The organism is Shinella kummerowiae (assembly GCF_009827055.1).
Taxonomy (GTDB): Bacteria; Pseudomonadota; Alphaproteobacteria; order Rhizobiales; family Rhizobiaceae; genus Shinella; species Shinella kummerowiae.
Map to the genome: position 1 here is coordinate 163176 of NZ_WUMK01000011.1, position 25842 is coordinate 189017.

Below are 25842 nucleotides of genomic sequence, written 5' to 3' on the forward strand. Positions count from 1 at the left end.
TGTGACCGGCGACTGGGAGGAGGAGTGGATCGCCGGCGCTGTGAGGTTCGCGGGAGGAGGTGCGAACCTCATGGGCTCAATATGCCAATCGCTTCCGCCTTGTAGAAGTACCGTTGTGCGCAGGCCAGCGTTGCACATTGCGCACGTCAATTGCAGCAGTCCGCGCAAGGTCTGCAATGTGGAATACGACAACGGGCGATAAGCGTCTTTATCGGGCATGCGAGGCGTATTGCGGTCTGCGTTACAAATCTGTATATAAGAACGCAGCACAGGAGCGCGCCATGGCCACAATCACCCCCAAGCGGGAGACGCCCGTCTCAATGCGGTTCCGCGACGATGATCTGAGCATCATCGACCGCGGAGCGGAGCTTGTTGGCCTGTCGCGCACGGAGTTCATGCGCCGTGCAGCGCTTCACGAGGCGCAGGCTGCGATTCTGAATGAGACCGTCATCCGCATCTCCCCCGATGCCTACGACGCCTTCATGCAGGCCATCTCCGCTCCGACCGCCCTTCCGCCGCCGAAGGCGGCCGAACGCCTGCGCCGGTCCGCGCCCTGGGAGCGCTGATTGGCGCTTTCTGGCATCGAACTCCTCAATGACACGCACCGCGTTGACGCATTCGATTGCGGCAAGCCGGCGCTCAATGCCTGGCTGACGGGTTTTGCCGCGGCCAATCAGGCGCGCGGCTTCACCCGTGTTCTCGTCGTGCACGACGAGGGGAGCGTGGTCGGCTATTATGGCCTGGCACCGACCGTCATCCAGCCGAACAGCGCACCACGTGCCATTCGCACCGGGCGACCGCCAGATCCTATTCCGTGCCTTCTCATAGGACAGCTCGCCGTCGACCACCGATATGCCGGGCAGGGGATCGGCAGCGGGTTGGTCAAGGATGCACTCCACCGCTGCATCGCCGGCGCTGAAATCGTCGGCGGCCGTGCCGTCGTCGTCCGCGCGATTGACGCGGAAGCAGAACGGTACTGGCAGGGTTGGGGCTTCCTGGCCTCGAGGGATAATCCGTCTGTACTCATGCGCTCCATGCAGGATGTGCGTCTCTGGTTGGCAGACACCGCGCACTAGGCCCCCGTCAGGTTTCCGTCGTTATCGTTGCAGCTGGGTGCGCCGACCGCAAGGCTGTCGGTACGAAGGGCTGCGTGCCTGATGGCGGGATGCAGTGTGCGAACAATTCGGACGCCGGCTAGCTGGGCGGAGCGGACGCTGCCGACTGAAGCTTCTGCTACGCATAGCTTGCGAATGCCGGCTTGTCACTCGCTGCGGCCCGGACGCTGCCAGTCGGTATTGTCCCGCCGGGCGATATAGGTGACGACGAGGAGCGGTGACATTCCGCAGTGTTGGAAACCGGGCGGCCAGGGTGGTTTGACGCCCTTCGGTTGTGCTGAACCATTCCCGTTCTATGTCGCTCGTATAGACGGCCGCCTGCTTTTGCGGCCAACCCCTGAAGGGGTAAGACTCGGCGGAAATTTTTTCAAAATTCGATTTCGGTCTTCCCTCCTGGCGGAAAATCGAATTTTGCAAAATTTTCTACCGAGCTGACCGCAGCAGGTCGGCCGTCTCTTCGTGCGCCATCGGGAATGGTCCCGAACAACCGAAGGAGACAGCACCATGGCCACCACGATCGCAACCCTGACCCAGAAGAACGACGGCATCCTCGAAGGCGTCTTCGCCACCATCCGGGTCAATGCCCCGATCGCCATCGTCCCGAATGCCCAGAAGTCGAGCGAAGAAGCCCCCGACTTCCGCGTCATCCACCGCAAGACCGGTTTCGAGATCGGCGCCGCGTGGGCCCGCACTGCCCGCCAGACTGGCGAGGAATATCTCTCCGTCAAACTGGAAGCCCCCGAGATCGGCGTGATCTTCGGAAACCTTGCCCAGGCTCCGGGCGGTGACCCGACGAAGAAGGTCATCCTCTGGAACAACCCGAACTGAACGATGAGCGAGCGGCCCCGAGCAATCGGGGCCGGCATCGTCGAGCCAGGTACAGCGGCTTTAGCGATAAAGACACGAAAACGGGCGTCGCACCCGCATCCCACCTGACGGGTGCCCCACGAGAGGAAGGTCTGTCTGCTCAGACACCCAATCATGCCGTAACGCCCGCGCCGCCTCAAGCACTTCGCGGCACCTCCAATTTTCAGCCGCCGCCCTGAAGGGCGCCGTCAGAAAATCGGTTCCTCCGCTCGCCGGCTCCGCCGGTCGCCTGCGGCGATCCTTGACCCGGCCCGACCCTCACGACCCCGGGCGTCATCTTTCACATCATCAAGGAGATGACGACGATGACCCTCGAAAACCACATCGAACAACTGCGTGCCGAGCTCCGCAACGCCGACCCGGCCGAACGCGCCCAGATCGAGGCCGAGCTGGAACAGGCCCGCGCCGAACTGGTCGCGCTCATCGCCGCCGAAGACGCCGAGCCTCCCCACTGAGGGAGGCTTTTTGCCTTGCGGGAAGGGGCCGATGCGCCGGATCGACCGGCGCCCCGGCCCGAGTCTGCGCTCCACGCCCGCGTCCCCATTCCCAATCCTTGTCGTTTATTCCCCACGCGCCGGTGCCTCGATGCGTTTCACCCCGTATCCATGGGCACGCCTCTCCCGCAGCAGGTCGAGAAACAGTGCGACAGCGTCCTCCTCCCGTTCGAAATGATGCACCATCGTTCGACCTGATGTCCCGATCCTTCCCCAGCGACGAAGGAGACGCGGCGTGCCGAACAGCGTCGGCTCGATCGCGAGCGTATAGAAGCGGGCCATGTTTCGGTCAGGATCGACCCGCTCGACATAGAGGTGATAGGGCTGGGTGAGCATTGTCGGAGAATCGCTCGTCTCGATTCTGGCGTCCAATGACAGTTTTGAATCAATCTCGATGATCCGATTCATCTCGGTGATGGTTGACGGCTTGGGATAGGGGGTGCTTTGGGCGAGCCGGCCTGCGGCCGACCGCTCCCTACTCGCGCCGTTCCGGCGCTCCCCGAGCCGGCGTTGCCGTCTCGTCCGTCGGTGACGCTCACTCTCGCGGGGCGAAACGGCCGGATCGACCGGCCGCCTCGCCGCAAGGGGTTTCCCCTCATGCTCCCCGCCGGATACGCGCCGTCGATCTTCGCTTGCCCCGTCCATTCTCCGCGGCTAGACTCACTGAAATCCGATAGTAAGCATCGTCCGGCGAACGATGGCGTGAACTTCCACCGTTAGGATGTCGGCGCAATGATTGAAGAGCAACCTATCGTCAAAGCGAACGTACAGGCTACGACATGCAAGCCGCTGGTTCGTCTGCTGCGTTACGTCGTCCGGGTTACGGCTGCGCTGCCAGTCGCGATCGTCCGCGGAATCGTCTTCTGCGCCTGGTATCTCGCCTATTCCTTCCTTTGCCTGCTGCGGCCGGTCGTCAACGTGATGATGCTCGGCGGTCTCATCATGCCGTTGGTCGCATTCATCGCCTTCGTCAAACCCGAGGCCGCCAATGGAATGCCCTTCTGGGTTTTCCTCGTCATGGCCGCCGGCTTCGTCGGCTTCGCCAGGGGCTATTCGAAATTCGTCGACTGGATTACGCCGCCGGGCGAGCCAGACCCGGCCGCGCGCTATCGCCCTCGCGATCGATAACGCGGGTCCGAACCGGCGCGGCGATGCATTGTTCCGATCAGCGATGACGCTTGGCAAACCGATTGGGCTTCGCCGCCTTGTTCATGTCTTTCCGACGGAAATACATCGCGCGCCCGCACCGGATCGGCCTATGGCCCTGAACGATGATGATCTGCTCATCCTGGCGCATGGTCTGCGTGACCTCATGCGGCAGGATCAACGGTCGCGCCTGATAGGAGATGTTTTCCGACTTTCGTGGCGAGCCGTTCTTTGTACTGAAGCTGACATCACGCGAGTCTCCCTTGACCTCTACGGTCATCACGCCGCACAGCTTCGAAATGTTCGTGGCCGTCTCGATCGATTTGATGGCTGCATAGCTCGCGAAAGCACATCCCTCGATCCATGATGTCGCGCCGTTCTTACCGAAGTGATGTTCCAATTGACCGACCGATTGGTAGAACAGCATCATGGTGACGCCATGCTTGCGGCCGCGATCGCGCGCTTCTTCGAGCGCGCGCATGTAGCCGAGCAGGTCCACCTCGTCGAGCACGAAGAGTGCGCGGCGGGTAAACCCGCCGTCGGCCTGCACCATTGCCGTGAGCATCGCCCCGATGATCACACGGCCGATGCCCGGATAGGATCGCAGGATATCCGAGGGCAGGTTCAGGAAAATGTCCTTCTCGCCACTGACAAGGTCGCTCGATTTGAACGCGTTGCCGCAGACGAGCGCGGCATAACCGTCGAGGGATAGCCACTGCGTATCCTTTGATGCGGTCGAATAGACGCCGGAGAAGGTCTGCTCGGACATGTTGGTGAAAACGCCCAACGTCTCGCGAATGAAGACAGAGCCGGAATGCTCCTGAATGTCGCGCAACATGGCGAGCACGGAGGGCTCCGGCTCGGAAACGATCTGCCGCAGACTGCGCAGATTGCGTCGTCCCTCGTATTCAGGCGACAGCATGACATGGGCGAGCAGGCCCGTCAGCAGATTGTGCGCCTGGTTCTGGAAATAGGAGCCGGTGGATGTGTCGATGCGCACGCTCTCCGACAGCAGCATATGCGCAACGCCGACGATGTCCTCTTCCTTCTTGCGCGACGTTTCGATGAACTCGAGCACGTTGAACCCCATGACCGGGTTCATAGGGTCGAGCACCATTACCTTCCGGCCGAGTGCACGGGTGCGATGCTCCACCACCATCGGCGCGATCTCGGTGGAAGGATCGAGGCAGATCAGTGGACCGGTGTAGAGCAGGGTGGTCGGGACGACGTTGCTCACGGTCTTGAACCCGCCCGAGCCCGAGAAAAACAGCATATGGGTGGAGTCGAAGTTCAGCTTGTAGGTGAGGAGCGGCGCAGATCCACCCTTGCCCCATGTCGAGCGATTGTAGGGATCGAACGGCACGTCACGGACAAGGTCCTTGTCGACCCGGTATCGCTCGCCGATCACGATCTCGCCATCGGAAGGAAACACCTTTCCGGCGGCCGTCATTGGCAGCCAGTTCGCATCCCCGAAGATTCCACGCTTGGCACGCTTCACCGGTTCGGGCACGACAGTAGAAATGCGCGCAGCGACCGCTACGGCGGTGAAGCCGGCGACAGCCGCGCCGATGGCTATCCGGTCGAGATAAGACAGCGCGCTGTCCCAGGACACCGCGCCACTCTCCACGAACGGCGAAAGCCGCGCGAATTCCCGCAGGCCGTAGAAGCCGGCAACGATCAGAAAGCTGAGGAGGCTTGCCACGGCAATCGGCCTCCGCAGATGAAGCGGCAATGCCCAGACGGTCAATAGACCGGCGAGCGGCCCGAGCAAAAGCGCCGGCAGCGGCTCGGCGCGGAGGAACCAATATGCCGTTTTCTCCGACATGCCGACGGCGAGCGCTGGCCAGCGCCAGCCGGCGACATAGACAGCGAAGGCCGTGACGACGAACGGCACCATGACGAGCAAGAGGCTTGGATGTGGTTTGCCCGTCGCTGTCATTCGGCTGCCTCCAGCATCGGACGGCCGCCATCAAGGGCAGGAGCCTTAAAGGCTTCTTCGCCGACTTCACGCAGCCGCCGGTATTCCGGCGAACCGGGCACGACGCGTGCAAGTTCGATGAGCCCGCCGAGGAGAAACGCTCGGTCGGCCTTCGACAGTCCGGCGCGCACGACGATCCCGCCGAGCAGGAATTTCTCGCGGGCTTCCTTCTTGCGATCAGCTGTCATGAGGAACCTCCGTCGTCGCTCCAGTCCCACCACCTGGCTGTCCACGCGGCGAAGCAGCTGCGCCACCATCCCCCTTCTTCTCCGCTTTGCGAAATCGCGCGGCGATCTCTTCGAAGATGCGATCGACCTCCTCATCAGTGATCTCCATCTCCGCCAGCCCAGCCTTCGTGGCGGCCCGCGCAAAACGCTCGGCGGATTTTACTATCAACATTTTGCGACGTTCACGCAGCTTCTCGATTTGCGCGTCGATGTCCAGAATTGAAGACTTTGCGGCCATCTGTACGTTTCCTCTCTTCAAGCGAATGTTGCCTTGGCGCGCTTATACTGACTAGAAAACGATAGTAAAATGCGCTACCTTGCGCAAGTCCCCAAAACGTCGATGCCGGAATTCTTAGCTGGGCCGTCTTCCGGAAAGGCGGCATCGGACCTGCGGTCCGATCGATTTGAGGGCGCAATATACGTCGCTGGCGCGACGTGCCTGGATGATCGGGAGACAGACGTGGCGATTATGTTCATCAGAGCGCAGGTGATCAGCAGGGGAGCGGGACGCAGTATCGTCTCGGCCGCCGCCTACCGTCACCGCGCCCGGATGATGGACGAGCAGGTCGGAACCTCCTTCAGCTATCGCGGCGGTGCAGCCGAGCTGAAGCATGAGGAGCTGGCGCTGCCTGATCAGGTTCCGGCCTGGCTGCGCATCGCTATCGAAGGCAAGAGCGTTGCGGCCGCGAGCGAGGCCCTATGGAATGCGGTGGAAGCCTTCGAGACGCGGGCGGACGCCCAGCTTGCCCGCGAACTGATCATCGCGCTGCCGGAGGAGCTGACGCGGGCGGAGAACATCGCCCTGGTCCAGGAATTCGTCCGGGACAATCTGACCTCGAAGGGCATGATCGCCGACTGGGTCTATCACGACAAGGACGGCAATCCGCATATCCATCTGATGACGGCGCTGCGGCCGCTGACGGAGGAGGGATTCGGGCCGAAGAAGGTACCGGTGCTCGATGCCGACGGCGAGCCGCTACGCGTCGTCACACCGGACCGGCCGAAAGGCAAGATCGTCTACAAGCTCTGGGCTGGCGACAAGGAAACCATGAAGGGGTGGAAGATCGGCTGGGCGGAAACGGCCAATCGACACCTTGCGCTCGCCGGTCATGACATCCGCCTCGACGGTCGCTCCTATGCCGAACAGGGCCTCGATGGCATTGCCCAGAAGCACCTCGGCCCGGAAAAGGCGGCGCTTGCCCGCAAGGGCATCGAGATATATTTCGCGCCCGCCAATCTGGCACGGCGGCAGGATATGGCCGACCGGCTGCTTGCCGAGCCCGAGCTTCTGCTAAAGCAGCTCGCCAACGAACGATCCACCTTCGATGAGAAGGATATCGCCAAGGCGCTGCATCGCTATGTCGACGATCCCGAGGACTTCGCGAACATTCGCGCGCGCCTGATGGCGTCCGACGATCTGGTTCTGTTGAAGCCGCAGCAGGTGGATCGGCAGACCGGCAAGGTGGCGGAGCCCGCCGTCTTCACCACGCGCGAGATCCTGCGCATCGAATACGACATGGCGCAGTCTGCGGAGGTCCTGTCTCAGCGGAACGGCTTTGGTATCGCCAATACGGAGGTTGCCGCGGCCGTGCGTCAGGTCGAAACGGCCGATCCGGAAAGGCCGTTCAAGCTAGACATGGAACAGGTCGCCGCCGTCCGCCACGTCACCGGCGATAGTGCGATCGCGGCCGTCGTGGGTCTTGCCGGCGCGGGTAAGTCGACCTTGCTCGCCGCCGCGCGCGTTGCCTGGGAGGGTGAACATCATCGCGTCTTCGGCGCTGCCCTTTCGGGCAAGGCGGCCGAGGGGCTGGAAGACAGTTCCGGCATCAAGTCGCGCACGCTCGCCTCATGGGAATTGGCCTGGGAGAACGGCCGAGATCTCCTGGAGCGCGGCAATGTCTTTGTCATCGACGAGGCCGGCATGGTGTCGTCACAGCAGATGGCGCGTGTGTTGATGGCGGTCGAGAATGCCGGCGCAAAGGCCGTTCTGGTCGGAGACGCCATGCAGCTTCAGCCGATCCAGGCCGGTGCAGCATTCCGCGCCATATCGGAACGGGTCGGCTCCGCCGAGCTTGCTGGTGTGCGCCGCCAGCGGGAGGCCTGGGCACGCGACGCTTCGCGTCTCTTCGCCCGCGGGAAGGTCGAGGAGGGATTGGACGCCTATGCGCAGCGAGGACAGATCGTCGAGACCGAGCAGCGCGTCGATGTCATCGAGCGGATCGTTGCGGATTGGAGCGTGGCGCGCGAGGAAGCAATCGCGCGATCACAGGCGGAAGGTCATGACGGCAGGCTGCGCGGCGACGAGATGCTGGTGCTCGCCCATACCAATGAGGATGTGAAGCGTCTCAATGGAGAGTTGCGCGACGTGATGAACGCGGCCGGCGCGCTGACCGCCGCACGCGAATTCCAGACCGAGCGCGGCGTGCGGGAATTTGCTGCCGGCGATCGCATCATCTTTCTCGAAAACGCCCGCTTCCTCGAACCGCGGGCGCGCCGCCGCGGACCGCAATATGTGAAGAACGGCATGCTCGGAACGGTCGTTGCGACCGGCGACATGCGGGGTGGTCCGTTGCTCTCGGTCCGTCTCGCCAATGGGCGCGACGTCGTCATCAGCGAGGACAGCTATCGCAATGTCGATCACGGCTATGCCGCGACGATCCACAAATCCCAAGGTGCCACCGTCGACCGGACCTTCGTGCTCGCCACCGGCATGATGGACCAGCATCTGACCTATGTGTCGATGACCCGTCATCGCGATCAGGCAACGCTCTATGCGGCGCGCGAGGATTTCGAGGCAAAGCCGGAATGGGGGCGCAGGCCGCGCGCCGATCACGCTGCCGGCGTAACTGGTGAACTAGTCAAGGCGGGTGAGGCGAAGTTCCGGCCGCAGGATGAGGATACCGACGAAAGCTCCTATGCTGATGTGAAGATCGACGACGGGATGGTCCATCGTCTTTGGGGTGTGAGCCTGCCGAAGGCGCTGGAGAAGGGCGGCGTTTCGGAAGGCGACACGGTCACGCTCCGCAAGGATGGCGTTGAGACGGTCAATGTGGATGTCGTCGTCACAGATCCAGAGACTGGCGAAAAGCGTACAGAGAAACGCGAAGTTGAACGCAACATCTGGACGGCGAAGCTGGTCGAACCGGCTGGCGCCCGCCAGGAGCGGATCGAGCGCGAAAGCCATCGTCCCGAACTGTTCAAGCAGATGGTCGAACGTCTCGGCCGGTCGGGCGCGAAGACGACGACGCTCGATTTCGAGAGCGAGGCTGGCTACCAGGCGCATGCGCGCGACTTTGCCCGTCGCCGCGGCATCGACTTGGCTGCCGAGGTCGGGGCCGGGATGGAGGAGGGAGTCGGCCAGCGGCTGGCTTGGCTTGCGGAGAAGCGGGGGCAGGTGGCGAAGCTGTGGGAGCGCGCCAGCGTGGCGCTCGGCTTCGCCATCGAGCGCGAGAAGAGCGTCTCTTACAATGAGGCGCGTTCCGAAACCGCCACGGCGCAGATTCCCGATGATCGACCATATCTCATCTCGCCGACCACGCGATTTGTCCGCAGCATCGAGGAGAAAGCCCGCCGGGCGCAACTGGCGTCCGATCGCTGGCGGGAGCGGGAGGTTATTCTTCGCCCGGTCCTGGAGAAAATCTATCGCGATCCTGACGGTGCGCTGGCCAGGCTAAATGCACTGGCGTCGGATGCGGGAATTGAGCCGCGCCGTCTTGCGGAGGATATTGCCGCGACGCCTCAGCGTCTCGGCCGCCTGCATGGATCAGAGCATCTGATCGATGGTCGCGCCGCGCGGGACGAGCGGAACGCCGTGATGGCGGCCCTGTCGGATCTGCTGCCGCTCGCCCGGTCGCATGCGACGGAATTCCGCCGTCAGGCCGAACGCTTCGGCATCCGGGAGGAGCAACGCCGGGCGCATATGTCCCTGTCGGTTCCCGCGCTCTCGAAACCGGCCATGGCGCGTCTTGTCGAAATCGAGGCGGTCCGCGAGCGCGGCGGACCCGACGCTTACAAGACCGCCTTCGCCTATGCTGTCGAGGACCGTTTGCTGGTCCAGGAGGTCAAGGCGGTCAATGAGGCGCTGACGGCGCGCTTCGGATGGTCCGCCTTCACGGAGAAGGCCGATGCCATTGCCGAGCGCAACATGGTCGAGCGCATGCCGGACCATCTTGCGTCCGATCGACGCGAAAAACTGGCGCGGCTCTTCAAGGTTGTGCGCCGCTTTGCCGAGGAACAGCATCTTGCGGAAAAGAAGGACCGCTCAAAGGTTGTCGCCGGCGCCAGCGTCGAGCCGGGGAAGGAGACGAGTGCCGTGCTGCCGATGCTTGCCGCGGTGACGGAGTTCAAGACCGCGGTGGAAGACGAGGCGCGGGCGAGGGCACGCGAGGTTGCCCACTACGGTCACAATCGCGCCGCCCTTGCCGGAACGGCAGGGCGCATCTGGCGCGATCCCGCCGGCGCCGTCGACAAGATCGAGACCCTGATCGTGAAAGGTTTTTCGGGCGAGCGGATCGCGGCAGCCGTTGCCAACGATCCCGCGGCCTATGGTGCGCTTCGCGGTTCCGATCGCATCATGGACAGATTGCTCGCTGTCGGCCGCGAGCGAAAAGAGGCGCTTCAGGCTGTGCCCGAGGCGGAGAGCCGCGTCCGGTCGCTGGACGCGTCCTATGCCACAGCACTTGCCAACGCGACCCAGGCAATCACCGAAGAACGCCAACGAATGGGCGTCGCTATTCCAGGATTGTCGCCGGCGGCCGACGAGGCATTGCGCGGGTTGGCGGCGGCCATGAAAAAGAAGGACGCCAAGCTCAACATTGCAGCCGGATCGCTCGACCCCCGCATATGGGAGGAGTTTGCCGGCGTCAGCCGATCGCTCGATCTCCGGTTCGGCCGCGATGCGATCCTGCGCGGTGAGAAGGACGTGATCAACCGCATGTCGCCGGCGCAGCGCCGCCCATTCGAGGCGATGCAGGCGCGCCTGAAGATCTTGCAGCAGACCGTCCGCATGGGCAGCAGCCAGCAGATAGTAGCGGAATGCCAGCGCCGCGCGATCGACCGCGGCCGGGGCGTCATCCGGTGAGTATTCCGACGATATAGAAAAGGAGAAGAGCATGACGGAACAGGAAGTCTCTTACGACGCGATCGTCCGCGCCGAGATCGCCATCGAAATCCTCAACCAGGCGCGCGCCATCGTCACGGCGCGCGTCTATGAGCTCGAAGCCTCCGATCCCGACGCTGCCGAAGCATTGCGATCGCGCCGCCGAGAACTGATCGCCCTCCAGCAAAGCCTCACCGTCGCCGATCGCGCTTCTGTCGAGAGCGTCATCGCGCTCTGGGGGCCACGCGTGAGGGACGACGCCCGGTTCTGGGCGGAGTTCTGATCATGGCGGAGGATCAGATATCCGGCCCGCTCTCACTGGCGCGGAATGAGAGCATTTTCCGCAGCGACATCCTTCCAGACTATCTGCCGGAAACTATGAAAGCGGCGGCGTGGCCGCGGATGATCCTGCTCGGCGGCCAGCCGGGGGCTGGCAAGACGGCGGTTCTCATCGCAAGCCATGCGGAGCTCGACCAATCGGGGCCGACGATCCGCATCGTCGGCGACGATCTGCGCTCCTATCACCCGCAGTTTCGTGCGTTTCAGAAACAGGATGCGGAAACTGCATCGCAGTTTACCCAGGCCGACGCCGGGCGGTGGACGGAGAAACTGCTGGCGGCGGCCGCCGAGCGCCATGTGAACATCGTTTTCGAAACCACGATGCGGACACCGGAGAATGTCGCGCGCGTTATCGGCATGGCCCGCGCCGCCGGTTACGAGGTAGAGGCTCGAGCGATCGCCGTCAATCCACGGGTCAGTTGGCAGGGAAACCATTTTCGTTTTGAGGAAATGCTGCACGCTGGCGACGCGGCGCGTATTCCGCCGCAGCATGTTCACGATGCGGCTGTCGCGGGATTGCACGTCAGCCTCGAGAAGGTCGAAACGGAAAACCTCGTCGACCGTGTCCAACTGCGTACCCGCGGCGGGACGATCCTCTATGATAATAAGCGAGGCCCGGCCGGTTGGACGCGTCCTCCCGAGGCGTGGACCGCACTCGAGCGCGAGCAAACGCGGCCAATGACGCGGGGCGAGCTGCAGCGCTTCTCCGACGACTGGAACCACGTTCTCGCCCGCATGGAAGAGCGGCGCGCGCCCGAGGACCGCATAGCGACCGTCAGAACACGAGCCGCCGAGGATGTGAACCATCTGCTTGCGCAACGGCACGAGGCGGATGGCGACGATGGATCACGGCGCGGAAGATCGATTTTCCAGACACGCGCTGACGCACTTGGCATGTTCGTCGAGCTCTACGACAATGCGCTGCGCGATGCAGAGCGCCGCCCGATCGGCAACATCGAGGCGCATGCACTCGGGCGGTTGTCGCAAAGTTACATGGCATTGAAACTCGTCGAAACCGCCCGCGACCTTGGCCTTTTGCCCGATGACAGCACGATCGTCGCAACACGCGCCATGGTTCAGGATAAGCGCGGCGCCCAAGAGTTTCCCGCCGCCCATCGCCTGCCGGCCGATCTCGCTGTCGAAATGCCGAATGGCGAGCGCAAGCGGCTGACCGAGCATTTCGATGTGGGGCTTAACCAGGTTGCCGTCGATCGCGATGTCTTCGCTCGAACGGGCCGCCTGTCCCGCATGGCCAATGTGGTCGATTCCTGGCTGGAGGTCGCCGGCATGCGCAAGACGTTGGCGCGAGCAGCAAACGCTGTCGCGTCCGGACGCATGTCCGCCAGCGCCGCGATGTCCGATATCGTGGAGCCGGGATACGCCGCGACGGTGGCCCGCACCCGCCAGCGCCTGGATCGGAACATGGCGCTTGCCGAGAGGACCGCGATTGCCACCTCGATCGTCGATCAACGCGGTGAACCGTTCCGCGCGGTGCTGGACGACCTGCGGCTGCGGGCGGGCGATCTCGAAAACCGGGCGCGGGCGAAGGCCCTGATGGAGGCAATCCTCGATGAGACCGCGCGGCATGAACGGCTGGACGCCGAGCGGCGGCGCGCGGCCGAGGAATTTGCTCGTGGCATCGCCGATAACGAGCGCAGTCTTGGCGTGGGCCAGGCATTGGGGCGCAGCGCCGGTCGCCCCGACGTGCTAGTGGCTGGTCGGGATCTTCCCGATCTGACCGAGAAGGAGATCGCCGACAGGCTGCACGGTTCCGCGCGCCTCGCCGACAAGCGCGCCGAGATCGAGAACCTTTCCCGGCTGGTCTTCGGCAATAGCCACGCGGTGGCGTCGTCGGTGGTGAGCATCCACGATGCGCGAAGCGGCGCGGCCGCAGGTGACGATGTCCGCGAGGGCCGCCTGGGCGAATTGGCCGGGGAAGGGAAAGGCTGGTTGCGGGGGCCAAGTCCCGCGCGGCAGTCAGCCGAAGCCCATGCGCCTCAGCTTGCGGTGGCGCTCGCGGATTACGGACATACCGTGGATTTCGAGCGCCATCAGATCGTGACCCAGCACGGTGAGGCGCAGGCGCGGCAGCGGGTCGAAATCCCGGCGCCATCGGCGAACCTCACCGAAGTCTTGAGGAGCGACGGTCACGATCAGATCCGTCGCTTGAACAGCGAACCGTCCCTTCGTCGCGAGCTGGAGACGATGACGCTTGCGATCAGCAGGCGGCTATCGCCAGCAGACAAGGCGGACCTGAAGGAGGGAAATGTCGCGCGGCTCGCCTTATCGCTCGGCGCAACGCGCGAACAGGCGGCATCATTGCAACAAGTCCATGAGCAGGCGCGCGTGCTGCAGGAGAAGACCGTCAGACAAAACCGGGAGGTTTCGCGCACAAGTCAGTTGGCGATGCGGCGCTAAGTCTGGTCGCACCCGGGGAATTGCATAGCTGCATTGCACCATGGATGATGTTCATCCGCCCAGGAAACGGGCATTATGCTCGCAGTTGATGCACATCGCGGTTTTTTCCTCCCAGTGCCGCCGCATCAGCTGTTCCCCTCTGGAGGTTCAGATCTCCACACTTCATGGGCCACGGCTTCCGATGGCCGATTTTTTTTGCCCGCACCGTGCACGATATCGTCTAGCGGCGGAATGCCTGCTTCAGCGTCTCCACAACAGCGCGCACCGCGGGGACATCCTTGATCTCGGAGTGCACGACAAGCCAGATCTCCCGCGTCAATGGCGCCCCGCTGTCAATACGCTGAAGACCCTCCATGCGTTCCACCGCGAAATCCGGCAACATGACGACACCCCCGCCGGCTCGCGCCGCCGCGGTTTGGAATTCCAGTACGGACGAGCGAAGGGCGATTGGGCGGCCCGCTGCAAATTCCATCAGACGGGTCTGCTGCGGTGCAGCCTTCATCGACTCGTCATAGCCGATGAACGACCAGTCTTCAGGGGGCGTCGAGGCCAGGTATTCGTCCGCGGCATAAAACTCGAAGCTGATCGCGCCGACTTTGGTGATCGCGTATTCGCCCTCCTCGGGACGGGATAGGCGGACGGCGACATCCGCTTCGCGCCGGTTCAGCGAGGCAAAGCGCTTTTCGCCGACGAGAGTGATCTGAATGCCCGGATGTTGGTGGCGAAGGTCGACGATGGGCCTGGCAAGCAGCGTGTTGGAAAGCGCCGGCGGCGCGCTGATACGGATATCGCCCTGGAGTTCGTTCGAGCTGGTCCGCCCCAGCTGCTCGATACTCGCTGCCTGCAGAGCAATCGGGGCAGCGAGTTCGGCAACCTTATCACCATCGGGTGTCAGGACGATCTTTCGGCCACGACGATCAATAAGCTTTCGCCCGAGCCTCGTTTCGAGCGCCACAATACGCCGCCTGACGGTTGCGTGCTCGATGCCGAGACGTTTTGCTGCGCCGAGAAATGTTCCTACCTGCGCCACCGCTAGGAAATGACGCAGATCGTCCCAATCCAAACGTGTGAATTCTTTCCCAGTCATTGGGCGAGAATAGGGAATTTATGATCAGCGGGCTACAGGGCAGATTGTTTCCAAGAAGGAGACAGTTTCATGTCAGATAAAATCGTATTGCTCGTTTCACCCGGTGAGCATGGGCGCTTCGCAATCCAGGAGCAAACCGTTTCCGAACCGGGAGAGGGCCAAATCCTGATCCGTCACCAGGCCATCGGCACGAATTTCCTCGATGTCTATCACCGCAAGGGTATCTACCCCTTACCGACCAATCCTGCGGTAATCGGGGCTGAAGCGGCGGGCGTTGTCGAGGCGGTCGGTTCCGGTGTTTGGGATTTTAGAGAGGGCGATCGGGTTGCCTATGCCGGGCCGCCGGTCGGCGCCTACGCCTCGCTACGGCTGATCGCGGCCGAGAGGGTTGTCAAGCTTCCCGATAGCATCTCCAAGAAAACCGCCGCCAGTTCTCTGCTCAAGGGCATGACTGCGCAGATGCTTTTGGAGAAAACCTACAAGGTCGGCGCCGGTGATGTGGTGCTGGTGCACGCCGCCGCCGGCGGACTCGGAACGATCCTGACCCGCGGCGCCAAGGCGCGGGGCGCTGTCGTGATCGGGACCGTCGGGTCCGAGGAGAAAGCGGTTCTCGCGCGGGCCGCCGGCGCCGATCATCTCCTCGTCGGTCGGGATGCCGATCTCATCTCGGAGGTGAAGGCACTGACGGATGGGAACGGTGTTGATGTCGCCTATGATGGTATCGGCGGCAATACGCTGCTTAAGAGCCTCCATTCCGTCCGGCCCTTCGGGATAGCGGTGACAATCGGCCAGGCCGCCGGGCCGATCCCGCCCGTCGCTGTCGAGAATCTGCGGCCTGGAAAGTTTCTCGCGCATCCGAGCATCATGGCCTGGTGCGCGGATGTCGACCGCTACCGGGAGACGGCAACCGCAGCCCTACGCGATATCGAAGCCGGTATCGTTGCACAGGTCGATTCAGAATATCGATTGGAGGAGGTCGCGGCGGCTCATGCCAGAATGGAAACCGGCCGCTCGAGCGGCAGCATTCTCTTGATGCCCTGAGCGATAGGCGGCAAGCGGCTTGACGAGCAATCATCGACTCCCTCGCTGCAGGTAATGACGAACGGGCTGCTCGGTGCGTGAGAAGGTCAACTCGGGCTTCGTCGTCGGGCATAGCCGGCTTGGTGAGGGGGCACTTCCTCCCGCCGCTGGCTAGGTTCGACGGCCTCCCATTCGACAGCCGTGCCCGCAATGATTGCGACAGTGTCGAGCTGACCTTGCAACAGCATGCGGACGCCGTAGAACGAAATCAGATTCCTGCCTTCAACGCGCATCTGGAGGCCACCGTCGGCGGGGCTTAGTGTTGCGCGGACGTCCTCGAAGGCGAGAAGCCGATCAACGCCGACTGCGTCGATCGACGAGCAGTAAGAGCAGCATCGCGCGCAGAGTTGGTCGACAACGCATTTTGCGTCCGCGACAGAGACGAATGTCTCGGCTATGTATTGGTTCGCAGGATTTTTCACGGGAGCCTCCGCTTTCAGAGTAGCGCCGGACGAGGGGTGACCCCGCCCGACAAGCGCACAGGAAGAGATTGCGTTCTGACGGTGGTGGTTGTCGTCAGCCGCCCGCCGCCTTTGAAAGTTCCGTATAGGGTTGCGGCTCGTAGACGTATTCCGCCGGGATTGCGGGTTCGACCATCAACGACAGATAGCGCCACAGGTTTTCCTGGCTGTTGCTGGCTGCAAGGCCGTAGAAATTGCCGCTGTTCCAGGTGATGACGCAATGTTTGAACTGGGCGTAGACCGCGTTCGCCATTTCGGCCAGGGTCACCTCGCTGTTGTGCATTGTGGTCAGCACATCTTTGGTCTTTCTCTCGATCTCCTCGGCCGGGAAAAAGCGTGTTTTGAACCCGAAATCCTTTTGCGACTCACGCGTCTGGTAGTCGCGCGGATTTGACGTGCGGAATTTCTCGAGAAGGAGAAGGATTCCATCGCTCTTCAAGTGATGGGCAACGAATTCGATCTGTTTGTTGCGGTTCGGCGAGTACATCTGGAAGGTCGTGTCTTCCAGAATGAAATCGAACCCGTCTGCAAAGTGTCTAAGCCTCTCGTCGGACCGAAGGTGATCCTTTGAAAGCCGGTGGAATGGCCCGAGGAAGAAGTTTGCATTGGATGGTTCGCCGAATGCCATGAAGCACTTGAAGTTCTCCTCGTTCGGGCTGCAGGACAGCGATCGAATTTTTCCATTGCTCAATTCCGACAGGGTGCGAGCCATCGTACCTTCGGCCGTTCCGAGGCTATAGAGCAGCACATCGGCGGGGCTGAGCTGTGCGTATCGGAAGAGGGCGTGCGCCATACGGCATTCCTCCTCAAGACGGTACGGGATGCTGCTATGGTAGTGCTGGTCGAAGAACCCCTGGCGACGCGCGTGGAGGTCGACAAAGCGGTGAAGCAGCGTGTCGTTGGGGAATAACCGCGTGTCAACGATTGGTTTGCGAATTGGCATACCGTTTTTCCCGGCAGCGGTTTCTGTAAAGAAGCCAGCCAACTGATTTAGCCGCGGGCCACGGTCGCATTCACTGAAGAAGTCGTCAAAATCCTGCATCGAAATACACCTACGCCGATGAACACAAGGGTACGGCTTCGCAAACCAAGCGAATGAAATTCCTCAGTAGTTCTGCTGACTTAGTAAGGATCAGCTTCGAGCGATGCCGTAGCTTAGTGGTAGGCTTGTGTGTTCCGGCGCGCTTTCATCGGCATGCCGTTTTTTCATCGGAGTGCCATCATCGGCCAACCATGGGTTCGCGCCTCATTGTTCGGCAACCCAAGATCATTTTATAACCGTCGAACCTAAATGACGTGGGATATGACCTCTATTGACGGAAACACGTGATTTTGACCCCGGCGAAGCGCGTCGCTCGGACCACAGTTCAATTGTGCGTCAGCATCTCAATTGGGGTGTCGTGCGAGCGGATATCGTGAAACGAACTGGTCTGGCCCGCCAGGAGACACATGTTTCCGCAAAGCAGCACTCCTTTCTGATAAACCTCCAGGGCGAGGCGCGAGCGGGTGAGGATTTTGTCGAAGGACGGCGTGTTGCCTTCACGCCGCGCCGGCCCGGTTCGGTGGTCTTCCTGCCAGCACACAGTGAGTGGCGCGGATGGGACGAGGGCGACGAAACGGGCTCCTATCTCTTCGTTTCCATAGATGCCGCTTTTATCGATCGCGCAATCGGAGCCGAGCATATTGCGTGTTTGCGGCCTGCAATAGGATTTCGCGACACTGTTGTCGAGGCATGTCTGCAGCGGATCGCGGCTGAACTCAAGAACCCCGACCCGATTAGCGTGATCATGGTGGAAAGTCAGGCTATCCAGCTCTTCATCCAAATGGTGCGGCTCAACGGTCTTGGACCAGAGCCGGCAAAGGGCGGACTTTCGTCCTTCGACCTTAAGCGCGTTGTCGCCATCATCGAGGCTCGGCTGGGTGATCCACCGAGCCTGGACGAGATGGCCGCAGAAATCGGCGTAAGCCGCCGCCATTTTTTCCGCGCTTTCAAACAGTCGACAGGAAAGTCGCCGCGCTCGTTTGTCGCTGCGCGTCGGTTGGAGCGAGCCGTCGATCGTCTTCGCACGACCGAGCTTTCCGCCACGGACATCGCATTCGAGTGCGGGTTCGCGAGTTCTAGCCATTTTACCTATGCCTTTAAGAGGGCATATGGGACGGGGCCGCTGGAGTTCCGTCGAAGGTGGCGGAGCTGAAGCTCCGCAAATTTTTTGGCACGATTGTGATAACCCGGCATGAATTCGGAAGCGACGGTGCTCGCAACTGGCTATTTCAACCGGGTCTCCAATCGTGAAGAAGAAAAATGCCCCGACCATGCTCAGTGGCAACGCCAGACCCCAGCGTTCGCAATACGCGCTCGTTCAATTGGTTCCTGGCGAGCACGTTTGCATCCGCCGTGGGACGCAATGGCTACCACATCGCATGTGCTTGGGTCCTGATCGCATCCGGACACGGCAGCGGCGCAGTCGCGGGTTTCTTCGCAATCATTAGCTTGGTGGAACTCGTCACCAGTCCGGCCGCCGGTTGGCTTGCCGACCGTTTCGATCGGCGCAACCTCTATGTCATTGCAGAGACCATGCGTGTCGTGGCCGCGGCTGCCTTGGGTACGGTCCTGATGGCGACGGATGTGGTGTGGGCTATATGGTTATCTGCGGTGCTTTTCGCAACGTGTGATCGGGTCGCGCTTACCGCGTCGCAATCCATGATTCCGTCGATCAGCGCGAAATTCTCGCTGGCAACAGCGAATTCAATGACATTTTTTCTGATGCAGTCTGGAAGCCTCGTTGCAGCGGGGATCGTTGGCGTCCTCTTGCACGCGTCAACTGCCATGGTCACATTCGGCGCTATTTCCATCGGGTTCGCTCTTTCAGCCATCATTATGCGTGTTGTCCGACACGGGAAAAATCCTGCGGAAGGGGCTGAGGATGCGCGGCCGAGCTCACTCGTCATCGATTTCCAGTTCCTCTGTCTGGGCGCTATCTATGCTCTCCTCTACACCGGCGGTATGCTGGTCAGCGTGATCGGCCCGAGTTTTGTTTTTGATGAACACGGTGGAAATGCGATCGACTTCGGGCAACTCGAGAGCTCCTGGTCGGCTGGATCGGTCCTCGGTGCCTTGCTTCTAATTCCTCTGGTACATGCAGCGAGAGTTCCCGCCTTGCAGTTCGCTATCCTTGGACTAAGCGCGATGTCCTTTGCACTGCTCAAGGCACTCGATCCGCCCTTTACCCTCATCGCGTTTGCGACATTGGGCACCCTTTACAATCTCGGGAGAGTGGCGCTTGAAGTCATGATCCAATCGAGCGTTTCGAGCGCAACGCTCGGCCGGGCAAAGGGCGTGCTCCACAGCGTCGGTGTTCTCCTGGGCGTTGTTCTCTTCGCGGTCGTGTCGGTGGTCGCCGACGACGTCCCGCCATCGTCGCTGTTTCTCGCCTACGGAGTGATCCTTGCCATCGGCACGGTCGTCCTCATGCTTCTCTCCGGAAAAGGGACGAATGTCGGTTTTGAGCGGGATTCCGGCGAACATCCCAATGAAGTTGTTCCGCGTACACCAGGTTCGTCGACGCTACCGGGTTGATTAAACGCGACGAACTCGTCGTGTCCGCCTAGGCCGGCAGTCTGCTGAGTAGTGCCAGAATTCAACAATCGTGCCGCGATCCCAGTCCTGCACGCAATTTTTCATCGCATGTCTCTAGCGAAGTGATACCGCTTCCTCTATTTTCGGATGTGAGGCAGTACGTGCTGCCTCGGGGCTTAGTAACCCCTCCGTGCAACTGGTGCTGGTTGTGTCAGCACCGAACTCTGCGACCTTTTGGGTCGGGGAGCCTGTGGCGTATGTCCAGGTTCCTCGGAGCTAAAGGCCATGGGGCTGTCACGGACAGTTACTAACTCCCCGATCATTCGGAGGTTTAGCGAGTTTCGCGGGGACGCACCGCGGTAAACTCTCTTCCCGGGGATATCGATGCAGCACCCAGAACAGCAACAAGGCGTGTGGCTTACAATGCCGATCGGATCGGTGTGCGGCCACCTTGAGAAGGTCTATTTCTCCACCTCGAGCAGTCTGGGCCACCATGCTTGTGGCGCCGCCGTGTTTCCCAAATCTGGCTGGTCGATTGATACGTCACCGCGCATAACGGGGGGAGGTGACCGATGAAGGTCCAGGCGACATCCCCACCCCCCAGATTCAAGGCCGGCAACTGCCGGACGATTGTCCATGAGCAAAGGACTTGGCGCCACGTCCAGGCCGATCTTGTCCGCCGCACTGGCCTTGAAGCGGAAGAGATCGCGGTCAAGTCGGACCGCCACCTCATCCTCCTGAACCTGAAAGGGAACACCGAACGCGGCGAACACTTCCTTGACGAAAGGCGGACGGGCTTCGTCTCCCGCAGGCCCGGAGCCGTCCTCTTCGTTCCCGCCGGGTGTCACTGGAAAGGGTGGGAGGTTGGGGCCTCCACGGCGGCTTACCTTTCGATCACGATCGACCCAGTGTTTGTGGTGGACGTCTTTTCTCGAATGGCGACGAGCATGCTACCGACCCTTTCACCTGACCTTGGTTGCGAGGATACGATCATTATGAACGCCGCGCGCGGTATCGGCGAGGAAATCGGTGATCAAAATCCGCTCAGCACCATGGTCGTGGAAAGCTACGTGGCCACGATGTTTGCGCAACTGTTCCGCCGCCAGAAATATGTCGCAACGACCCGAAAAGGCGGGTTGGCAGCGACAAACCTGAACCGTGTCATCGAGAAAATCGATGATGATCTGACCTCCGACCTGTCGTTGGGTCAGCTTGCTGCTATCGCAGGGTTGAGCATCCCGCATTTTTGCCGGGCATTCAAGCAAACACTCGGATGCCCGCCCCACGCCTTCATCGTCCGACGGCGGGTCGAGCGGGCGAAGGAGTATCTTCGCTTTTCCACGATGCCGATCACCGAAGTGGCGCTCCTTTGCGGCTTCTCCAGCTCGAGCCATTTGGCCAATACATTCCGGCGTGAGACGGGTACGACGCCCCAAGATTTTCGCGGCTCGTCGCTGGATAAATCAGTCGAATGATTTTCCGATAAGATTTCGCATGCACGTCAATTCGCTGCAAGCCCTGACCGGGCCGATGTCGCATCCTCGGCAAAAGACAAGCCGAGGGATTGCTAGTGAACCTGCCATCAAATGACGATCACGCTCGTGACAATGCCGCGGAGCAACGAACTGCTCTGCGCGTCGTGGAGCTGAAGAAGCGCTTCGGCCCGCTCGAAGTCATCAAAGGGGTGTCCTTCACAGCGAAACGCGGCGACGTCATCTCGATCCTCGGAAGTAGCGGATCCGGGAAGAGCACGCTCCTTCGGTGCCTGAACTTTCTGGAAGAACCGAGCGAAGGTGAGATCTGGGTCGGTGGACGCCATATCAACGCACGCTCAGGCATCGTAGCACAACGGGAAATCAATGCGCTGCGTTGCAAGCTCGGGATGGTCTTCCAGGGCTTCAATCTGTGGTCTCACATGACAGTCCTGGAGAATATGGTTGAAGCACCGATCCATGTTCGGGGCATAGCTAAAGCCGAAGCGTGGAAACGCGCGGAGGAGCTTCTCTCGAAAGTTGGCCTTGCCGACAAGCGGCACGCCTATCCAGCTCATCTCTCTGGCGGCCAGCAGCAACGCGTCGCAATCGCACGCGCTCTGGCGATGGAACCTGAAATCCTCCTTTTCGACGAACCGACATCGGCACTGGATCCTGAACTCGTTGGGGAGGTGCTGAAGGTAATCCGCTCGCTCGCAGATGAAGGCCGGACAATGCTCATTGTTACGCACGAGCTCGGCTTCGCGCGGCAGGTCTCGAACCGCATTGTCTTTCTCCATCAGGGCCGGGTCGAAGAGGAGGGCGCACCAGAAGCGGTGTTTCGCAATCCTGCGTCATTCCGACTGAAGCAGTTCCTCTCGGCCCAAGCAACGGAGCTGCACCAATGATTGAGCTGCAAGGTTTCGGCGATCAGATCGCCGCCGGGGCGATAACGACTTTGCGCGTAGCGGCAACCAGTCTGGTTCTCGGGATTGGTGTCGGTCTTTGCGGAGCGATGGCAAAACTCAGCCGCTTCCATGCCCTCAGGCGACTGGCGGACGTCTATACCACGATCATTCGCGGTGTCCCCGAACTCCTCATCATCCTTATCCTCTATTTCGGCGGTACTGTTGCGATGACCGCGGCGTTCGGCCGCTACGTCGAGATCGATGCTTTCGCTGCCGGCGTCTTTGCACTGACCATCGTCTTCGGCGCCTACGCGACAGAAGTTTTCAGGGCCGCAATCCGTGCCGTCCCGGCCGGCCAGATCGAGGCGGCGCATGCGCTCGGCTTGTCGAAGGTGCATACTTGGCGATTGGTGATCTTCCCCCAGATGTGGCGGTACGCATTGCCAGGCATCGGAAACCTATGGCTCACGCTGCTGAAAGACACCGCCCTCATCTCCGTGGTCGGGCTTGAAGACTTGATGCGCAAGACCGGTGTTGCAGCGGGTGCAACCCACGATCCACTTACCTTCTACACAGTCGCTGCAGGTCTCTACCTCTTCTTCACCTCCGTATCGCTGGCTGGGCTGACTTTGCTCGAGCGGCGCGCAAATCGCGGCGTCCGCGTTGCAGATTGAGAAATCGACATGGAATGGCACCTTATTTTCGACGTTCTGCCCCTTCTGCTCGATGGAGCGCTCCTGACGATCCAACTAACAGCAGCTTCCGTCCTGCTTGGGCTCATCATAGCACTTCCACTTTCGCTGATGCGTGCGTCAGGGTCTACTGGGCTATCGCGCCCCGTCCTACTCTATACGTTTGCATTTCGCGGAACGCCGCTCCTGGTCCAGATTTTTCTGATTTACTACGGCGCGAGCCAAATCGAGTGGATACGCACGAGTTTTGTCTGGTCGGTCTTGCGAGAGCCTTGGTGGTGCGCGCTGATCGCGTTTTCTCTCAACCATGCAGCATATACGACCGAAATCTTGCGGGGTGGCATACGTGCGGTGCCACGAGGTGAGATCGAGGCGGCTAAGGCGCTGGGCATGTCTTACGCGTTGCGGACCAGACGGATTGTTCTGCCTGTCGCCTTTCGTCTCTCGTTGCCAGCCTATGCGAACGAAGTGGTGTTGATGCTGAAGGCAAGTTCGCTTGCCAGCACCATCACGATGATGGAGCTGACGGGCACAGCGCGAAAGATCGTCGCGCAAACCTTCTCACCCTATGAGGTCTTTATTTCGGCGGCGCTGATCTATCTGGGTATCACATTCGTGGTCGTCCATCTCTTCGGTCGGTTGGAGCGAGGTATCACCAGCCACCAAGGTCGCGCTCGTGCAGAGAACGACAACCGCAAGAACATCCCACCTTCGGAGGGTTACGCAATCGGAAAGGTATCGCGATGACCGCTCTCCTGGCGCCTTTCATTGAAAGTTATGACCTCGGTTGTGCAGAGGCGGCCCTACTGCGAGGAAGCTGGTACGAAATCGACCTGGGGGCAATCAGGCACAATTATCGCGAACTGCGATCTTTGCTTCCCCAGAATGTCAGCATTTATGCGTGTCTGAAGCGGAACGCTTATGGTTGTGGTGCCGGCCCGGTGGCGCGCGCGCTGGCGGTGGAGGGGGTTGCTGGGTTCGCGGTAGCGTCGCTTCTCGACGCCATGGCGATCCGAAGGATGGGGGCTGGACAGCACATCCTTCTATACCCCGGGGCCCTGCCAGCGGCGGGGCTGATGATCGAAGCGCTCGACCTCACGGTGAGCGTCTCCAGCGTCGATGAACTGGAGCGTTGGCGCGCGGCGATGACAAAGACCCGCGTCTTCATCAAGGTCGACTTGGGCTTCTTTCGTGCGGGGGCATCGCCACAGGATGCAGGTCCATTGCTGGCGGCGGCGAACGCATACTCCGACGTGCAGGTCGATGGAATCTATGCACACATGAGCGAGCTTCCAACCTCAAAATCATCCGATGCGGGGATCCAATTCCACCGGATGCGGGCGATCCTCGCCGAGGCCGAGGTGCGTGGAGACCGACCCGTGGTCGCCATGATGTCGAGCACGGAGGGCGTTCTCACCTATCCGGAAATGGACATGGACGCTGTCGATCCGGGTGCGCTATTTGTTGGGTTACCGGAAAGTCATGCACCTGTCCGCCGTGTTGTCTTGCAACAGGCATTGAAAACGATTTGCACTACGGTCGTCGCTGTTAAACACGTCGATGCCTCTCTTGGTCCGGTCCCCGACCTCCCAGGCTTTCGGTCGGGGATGAAGCTCGGTGTTCTTGGCATGGGATGGGGTGACGGCCTCCCCCGGCAGGTTCCGCCTGGTACTGAAGCGCTCGTAGGCGGTACGCGAGCCCGTCTCTTGCCGCCGGCTCATCTCGAACACGTGCGAATTGATCTCTCGAACGCTCCCGATGCCCGCCTCGGTGACAAGGTCGTGCTGCTCGGCAGGCAGGGAGACGAAGTCATCACACATGAGGAAATTGCGGCGGTTTGGGGAACCGATGTCGTCGGCATCTATGCGGGCCTGCGCGATCACATTCCGAGAATCTACACCTGAAACCACATCGAAAACCCAGAAAGGGGAACCAGATGAACATCCTGAAAATCACTGTCTTTACCGTCGTTCTGAGTATCTTGGCCGGAATGGCCCAGGCCCAGGATGCCAAGACGATCAGAATTGCCACGGAGGGGGCTTTCCCTCCCTGGAACTCGGTGGATGCGTCCGGGGAGTCAGTTGGCTTCGATATCGATGTCGGCGTAGCGCTGTGTGCGCGGGCGAACCTCAAATGCGAATTTGTCACCCAAGCCTGGGATGGGATCATTCCCGCGCTGACGGTCGGAAAATACGATGCCATCATGGCCGGAATGTCGATAACCGAGAAGCGCAAACAGGTCATTTCCTTCTCGGAGCCCTATGCACTGACCTCCAACTATTTCGTTGTTTCAAAAGCGGTCGACCTTCCGACGATGGAGAGCGCCTCGAAGCTCGATCTGACAACAGAAACGGACGCCAGCAAGCGCGTCTTGGCGGACCTGAAGGAAAACCTGAAAGGGCGGTCAATCGGTGTGCAGGGCTCTACAAACGCTGAGGTATTTGTCAGGGATTACTTTGGCGACGCTGTCGAGGTTCGCAGCTACGACAAGCAGGACAGCCTCAATCTTGATCTCGTAGCTGGTCGGATCGATGGCGGTTTGGCGGACTTTTCCGTCTGGAAGGCGTTCTTGGAATCCAATGATGGAGACTCGGCCCAACTCTACGGGCCGCGCATCTCGGGCGGAGTGTTCGGACCCGGCGTCGGGATAGGTCTGAGGAAAGATGACGCGGTTCTGACAGAAAAGTTCAACGGCGCCATTCAGGCCATTTCGGAAGATGGCACGCTGAAGGCGATCAGTCTGAAATGGTTCGGCGCGGACTTGGTCACGCGATAGCCTGGGCTCGAGTTTCGCGAGACGTTGGCGTGAGTAGCCGCGTCTCGCGCTTGGGGCAACAATTTGTCCCCATAAGATACTAAGTACTGGCGCACCTTGCGGAACCA

The 25842-nt window shown here is 61.1% G+C and carries 24 protein-coding genes; 17 read left to right on the forward strand and 7 right to left on the reverse strand.

Features of this window, described 5'->3' with window-relative positions:
* The first annotated feature begins 281 nt into the window (after positions 1-281).
* From GR138_RS25865 to GR138_RS30355, 4 genes are all read left to right on the forward strand, one after another.
* Positions 282-566 (forward strand): type II toxin-antitoxin system TacA family antitoxin, encoded by a 285-nt coding sequence (locus tag GR138_RS25865; protein WP_160862150.1) that lies wholly within the window; start codon positions 282-284, stop codon positions 564-566.
* Complete coding sequence (locus GR138_RS25870; RefSeq protein ID WP_160862151.1) at positions 567-1076, forward strand: GNAT family N-acetyltransferase; 510 nt, start codon at positions 567-569, stop codon at positions 1074-1076.
* Between the two features lie 543 nt (positions 1077-1619).
* On the forward strand, positions 1620-1943 hold the full coding sequence (locus GR138_RS25875; protein WP_160862152.1) for a DUF736 domain-containing protein: 324 nt from the start codon (positions 1620-1622) through the stop codon (positions 1941-1943).
* Positions 1944-2287: 344 nt separating this feature from the next.
* Entirely contained in the window at positions 2288-2437 is a 150-nt protein-coding gene (locus GR138_RS30355) for a hypothetical protein (protein ID WP_202402868.1), read from the forward strand.
* A 105-nt stretch (positions 2438-2542) separates the two neighbouring features.
* On the opposite strand, the gene GR138_RS25880 is transcribed toward GR138_RS30355, so the two are convergent.
* Entirely contained in the window at positions 2543-2812 is a 270-nt protein-coding gene (locus GR138_RS25880; RefSeq protein WP_160862153.1) for a WGR domain-containing protein, read from the reverse strand.
* A gap of 396 nt (positions 2813-3208) precedes the next feature.
* Here GR138_RS25880 and GR138_RS25885 point away from each other — a divergent pair, with 396 nt between their 5' ends.
* Positions 3209-3604: a hypothetical protein gene (locus tag GR138_RS25885; protein ID WP_160862154.1), complete on the forward strand. Its 396-nt coding sequence runs from the start codon at positions 3209-3211 to the stop codon at positions 3602-3604.
* Positions 3605-3641: 37 nt separating this feature from the next.
* On the opposite strand, the gene traG is transcribed toward GR138_RS25885, so the two are convergent.
* The 3 genes from traG to GR138_RS25900 are packed head-to-tail and all read right to left on the reverse strand — an operon-like array spanning position 3642 to position 6065.
* Positions 3642-5561 carry a Ti-type conjugative transfer system protein TraG gene (gene traG, locus GR138_RS25890; RefSeq protein WP_160862155.1) on the reverse strand — a complete coding sequence of 640 codons (1920 nt, stop codon included), beginning with the start codon at positions 5559-5561 and terminating at the stop codon, positions 3642-3644.
* On the reverse strand, positions 5558-5788 hold the full coding sequence (locus GR138_RS25895; RefSeq protein ID WP_160862156.1) for a conjugal transfer protein TraD: 231 nt from the start codon (positions 5786-5788) through the stop codon (positions 5558-5560). Before GR138_RS25895 ends, traG begins: the two co-directional genes overlap by 4 nt.
* Positions 5778-6065 carry a TraC family protein gene (locus tag GR138_RS25900; protein ID WP_160862157.1) on the reverse strand — a complete coding sequence of 96 codons (288 nt, stop codon included), beginning with the start codon at positions 6063-6065 and terminating at the stop codon, positions 5778-5780. Before GR138_RS25900 ends, GR138_RS25895 begins: the two co-directional genes overlap by 11 nt.
* A gap of 222 nt (positions 6066-6287) precedes the next feature.
* Here GR138_RS25900 and traA point away from each other — a divergent pair, with 222 nt between their 5' ends.
* Genes traA through GR138_RS25915 form a run of 3 tightly spaced genes read left to right on the forward strand, consistent with a single transcriptional unit; the run spans position 6288 to position 13682 of the window.
* Positions 6288-10907, forward strand: a complete 4620-nt coding sequence (traA, locus tag GR138_RS25905; protein ID WP_160862158.1) for a Ti-type conjugative transfer relaxase TraA — start codon at positions 6288-6290, stop codon at positions 10905-10907.
* Between the two features lie 31 nt (positions 10908-10938).
* Positions 10939-11208 (forward strand): hypothetical protein, encoded by a 270-nt coding sequence (locus GR138_RS25910; protein WP_160862159.1) that lies wholly within the window; start codon positions 10939-10941, stop codon positions 11206-11208.
* 2 nt (positions 11209-11210) lie between these two features.
* Positions 11211-13682, forward strand: a complete 2472-nt coding sequence (locus GR138_RS25915; protein ID WP_160862160.1) for a BID domain-containing T4SS effector — start codon at positions 11211-11213, stop codon at positions 13680-13682.
* A 220-nt stretch (positions 13683-13902) separates the two neighbouring features.
* Here GR138_RS25915 and GR138_RS25920 read toward each other — a convergent pair whose 3' ends face one another.
* Complete coding sequence (locus GR138_RS25920; RefSeq protein ID WP_160862161.1) at positions 13903-14769, reverse strand: LysR family transcriptional regulator; 867 nt, start codon at positions 14767-14769, stop codon at positions 13903-13905.
* Positions 14770-14838: 69 nt separating this feature from the next.
* On the opposite strand from GR138_RS25920, the gene GR138_RS25925 reads away from it, so the two are divergent.
* The gene (locus tag GR138_RS25925) at positions 14839-15810 is read left to right on the forward strand and encodes a quinone oxidoreductase family protein (RefSeq protein ID WP_160862162.1); all 972 of its coding nucleotides are present in this window, start codon (positions 14839-14841) and stop codon (positions 15808-15810) included.
* Between the two features lie 86 nt (positions 15811-15896).
* Here GR138_RS25925 and rctB read toward each other — a convergent pair whose 3' ends face one another.
* Both rctB and GR138_RS25935 read right to left on the reverse strand, forming a co-directional pair.
* Positions 15897-16271, reverse strand: coding sequence for an SMa0974 family conjugal transfer regulator (gene rctB / locus GR138_RS25930; RefSeq protein WP_160862163.1), 375 nt, complete (start codon positions 16269-16271; stop codon positions 15897-15899).
* 94 nt (positions 16272-16365) lie between these two features.
* Positions 16366-17352, reverse strand: coding sequence for a class I SAM-dependent methyltransferase (locus tag GR138_RS25935; protein WP_160862164.1), 987 nt, complete (start codon positions 17350-17352; stop codon positions 16366-16368).
* Positions 17353-18253: 901 nt separating this feature from the next.
* On the opposite strand from GR138_RS25935, the gene GR138_RS30680 reads away from it, so the two are divergent.
* The 8 genes from GR138_RS30680 (at position 18254) to GR138_RS25975 (ending at position 25735) form a co-directional block, all read left to right on the forward strand.
* Complete coding sequence (locus GR138_RS30680) at positions 18254-18505, forward strand: helix-turn-helix domain-containing protein (RefSeq protein WP_246200734.1); 252 nt, start codon at positions 18254-18256, stop codon at positions 18503-18505.
* 125 nt (positions 18506-18630) lie between these two features.
* On the forward strand, positions 18631-19887 hold the full coding sequence (locus GR138_RS25945) for an MFS transporter (protein WP_160862166.1): 1257 nt from the start codon (positions 18631-18633) through the stop codon (positions 19885-19887).
* Positions 19888-20459: 572 nt separating this feature from the next.
* Positions 20460-21362: a helix-turn-helix domain-containing protein gene (locus tag GR138_RS25950; RefSeq protein WP_160862167.1), complete on the forward strand. Its 903-nt coding sequence runs from the start codon at positions 20460-20462 to the stop codon at positions 21360-21362.
* Between the two features lie 155 nt (positions 21363-21517).
* A complete protein-coding gene (locus tag GR138_RS25955) occupies positions 21518-22267 on the forward strand; it encodes an ABC transporter ATP-binding protein (RefSeq protein WP_202402866.1) in 750 nt (249 codons plus the stop codon).
* Entirely contained in the window at positions 22264-22941 is a 678-nt protein-coding gene (locus GR138_RS25960) for an ABC transporter permease (RefSeq protein ID WP_160862168.1), read from the forward strand. Before GR138_RS25955 ends, GR138_RS25960 begins: the two co-directional genes overlap by 4 nt.
* Before the next feature lie 9 nt (positions 22942-22950).
* Positions 22951-23706: an ABC transporter permease gene (locus GR138_RS25965; protein WP_160862169.1), complete on the forward strand. Its 756-nt coding sequence runs from the start codon at positions 22951-22953 to the stop codon at positions 23704-23706.
* On the forward strand, positions 23703-24863 hold the full coding sequence (locus GR138_RS25970; RefSeq protein WP_160862170.1) for an alanine racemase: 1161 nt from the start codon (positions 23703-23705) through the stop codon (positions 24861-24863). The genes GR138_RS25965 and GR138_RS25970 overlap by 4 nt, the downstream gene beginning before the upstream one ends.
* A gap of 32 nt (positions 24864-24895) precedes the next feature.
* Positions 24896-25735 carry a transporter substrate-binding domain-containing protein gene (locus GR138_RS25975; RefSeq protein WP_160862171.1) on the forward strand — a complete coding sequence of 280 codons (840 nt, stop codon included), beginning with the start codon at positions 24896-24898 and terminating at the stop codon, positions 25733-25735.
* Positions 25736-25842 lie beyond the last annotated feature (107 nt).

Coding starts and splice junctions, on each gene's coding strand:
- GR138_RS25865 (WP_160862150.1), top strand. CDS start 282: ATGGCCACAATCACCCCCAAGCGGGAGACGCCCGTCTCAATGCGGTTC.
- GR138_RS25875 (WP_160862152.1), top strand. CDS start 1,620: ATGGCCACCACGATCGCAACCCTGACCCAGAAGAACGACGGCATCCTC.
- GR138_RS30355 (WP_202402868.1), top strand. CDS start 2,288: ATGACCCTCGAAAACCACATCGAACAACTGCGTGCCGAGCTCCGCAAC.
- GR138_RS25880 (WP_160862153.1), bottom strand. CDS start 2,812: ATGCTCACCCAGCCCTATCACCTCTATGTCGAGCGGGTCGATCCTGAC.
- GR138_RS25885 (WP_160862154.1), top strand. CDS start 3,209: ATGATTGAAGAGCAACCTATCGTCAAAGCGAACGTACAGGCTACGACA.
- traG (WP_160862155.1), bottom strand. CDS start 5,561: ATGACAGCGACGGGCAAACCACATCCAAGCCTCTTGCTCGTCATGGTG.
- GR138_RS25895 (WP_160862156.1), bottom strand. CDS start 5,788: ATGACAGCTGATCGCAAGAAGGAAGCCCGCGAGAAATTCCTGCTCGGC.
- GR138_RS25900 (WP_160862157.1), bottom strand. CDS start 6,065: ATGGCCGCAAAGTCTTCAATTCTGGACATCGACGCGCAAATCGAGAAG.
- GR138_RS25910 (WP_160862159.1), top strand. CDS start 10,939: ATGACGGAACAGGAAGTCTCTTACGACGCGATCGTCCGCGCCGAGATC.
- GR138_RS25915 (WP_160862160.1), top strand. CDS start 11,211: ATGGCGGAGGATCAGATATCCGGCCCGCTCTCACTGGCGCGGAATGAG.
- GR138_RS25920 (WP_160862161.1), bottom strand. CDS start 14,769: ATGACTGGGAAAGAATTCACACGTTTGGATTGGGACGATCTGCGTCAT.
- GR138_RS25925 (WP_160862162.1), top strand. CDS start 14,839: ATGTCAGATAAAATCGTATTGCTCGTTTCACCCGGTGAGCATGGGCGC.
- GR138_RS25935 (WP_160862164.1), bottom strand. CDS start 17,352: ATGCAGGATTTTGACGACTTCTTCAGTGAATGCGACCGTGGCCCGCGG.
- GR138_RS30680 (WP_246200734.1), top strand. CDS start 18,254: ATGGCCGCAGAAATCGGCGTAAGCCGCCGCCATTTTTTCCGCGCTTTC.
- GR138_RS25950 (WP_160862167.1), top strand. CDS start 20,460: ATGAAGGTCCAGGCGACATCCCCACCCCCCAGATTCAAGGCCGGCAAC.
- GR138_RS25960 (WP_160862168.1), top strand. CDS start 22,264: ATGATTGAGCTGCAAGGTTTCGGCGATCAGATCGCCGCCGGGGCGATA.
- GR138_RS25965 (WP_160862169.1), top strand. CDS start 22,951: ATGGAATGGCACCTTATTTTCGACGTTCTGCCCCTTCTGCTCGATGGA.
- GR138_RS25970 (WP_160862170.1), top strand. CDS start 23,703: ATGACCGCTCTCCTGGCGCCTTTCATTGAAAGTTATGACCTCGGTTGT.
- GR138_RS25975 (WP_160862171.1), top strand. CDS start 24,896: ATGAACATCCTGAAAATCACTGTCTTTACCGTCGTTCTGAGTATCTTG.